1 protein-coding gene is annotated in these 1,264 nt (G+C 36.6%); it reads right to left on the reverse strand.

The genetic code is table 11. From position 1 onward, the window contains the following. The coding region (locus BIZ39_RS21830) for a hypothetical protein (RefSeq protein ID WP_187448119.1) at positions 1-1,264 on the reverse strand (1,264 nt) is incomplete at both ends.

Raw genomic sequence — 1,264 nt, forward strand, 5'->3', positions numbered from 1 at the left:
GCTTTCTATTTTCTATATAGATGTCAATTATTTCAGACGCTTTTTCATCTTCACCTAATTCCCTAAATAGAGAAACAGTGCCGTTGAGGTTTGTAGGTGAAATGTATTTACAGTTTTCCTTGAAGCTCTCATACAATCCATTTATTACCTCATCGCCATTATCATTAAATGTGTCGTGATAAAGTCGCCAAGCATTCGAGAAAGACCCCTCAGATTTAGAAGCTACAATCTGCTGGTTTTTGTTTGCAGCTTTTTCTTTAAACTCGTCTTCAACGAAATAGCCAGTTTTCACCGCTTCTGAAAGTAAGATGTCTAATTCATCCGTTAGCTTGTAGTCATATGCTTGTAATGTAGTTTGCCATCTCTTCTGTTGTTCATTGATTTCTTCATCACCGATTCCGATTAAGGTATATCCTTTACTGAGGATAAACTCTAAAGGCGGTATTTCTTCATTAGTGGTGGAGCAAAAATAACTCCATGCATATAGCACAAGAGAGCGTAAAACTTGATCAGATATTTCTGGCTCAAACTCTTCTGCCAGCGGAATGGCTAGCCCAGCTAATCTCTCTATCTTTTTAAGAATTCGAATGTTTCGAATTCCAAGGCTTGTTGTTAGCTCTTTTAACCTAGAACTATTAGGATTTTTCTCAGAGTATGCAATTTCCGCACATTCTTCTGGGTTAGGTGAAAAGGCAAGCTCAATATCAATTACTTTTTCACGATATTTTTCATAGTCACTTAAGCCATCCTCTCCATCATTAAGGAGCAGTACAACCTTACATTCCTTTTGCTCCTTTAGAAGTGAGACTAGCCCCAAGATATCTTTTATCTCCAGCCCTTTTCCTTTTCTTTCTAAGTCATCAATGCATATCAGTGTTTTATTCAATGACAAGAAAGAAATTGTCTCTATAGCTGGGCTAAATGACTTAACTATCGGTGCACCTTTGAAAAAATTTATAGATTGCCTTCCGAATGATTCGATCAAACTGGTAGTATTGTTCTTGAACGTTTCCAGACTAGCTTCAGTGCCGATAATCTCTTTCTTTATCACATTTTCAAAAATTGTATATTTAAAGGCTTCCAGAGAGTTAATGCCAAAAAGAGAAACATAAGAGTATCGCTCGAGATTTACTTTATTGTCGACACAAGCTTCTTTAAGAAACTTTTTCCAGCTAAAGGTCTTTCCAACACCCCATTCACCTTTGATAGCCATAACTTCAGGTTGCTCTGAAGATAAAAACTGAAAAATCTGGTCTTTTATTAC

The sequence above is a fragment of the Alteromonas sp. BZK5 genome (assembly GCF_014349115.1).
Lineage (GTDB): Bacteria > Pseudomonadota > Gammaproteobacteria > Enterobacterales > Alteromonadaceae > Alteromonas > Alteromonas macleodii.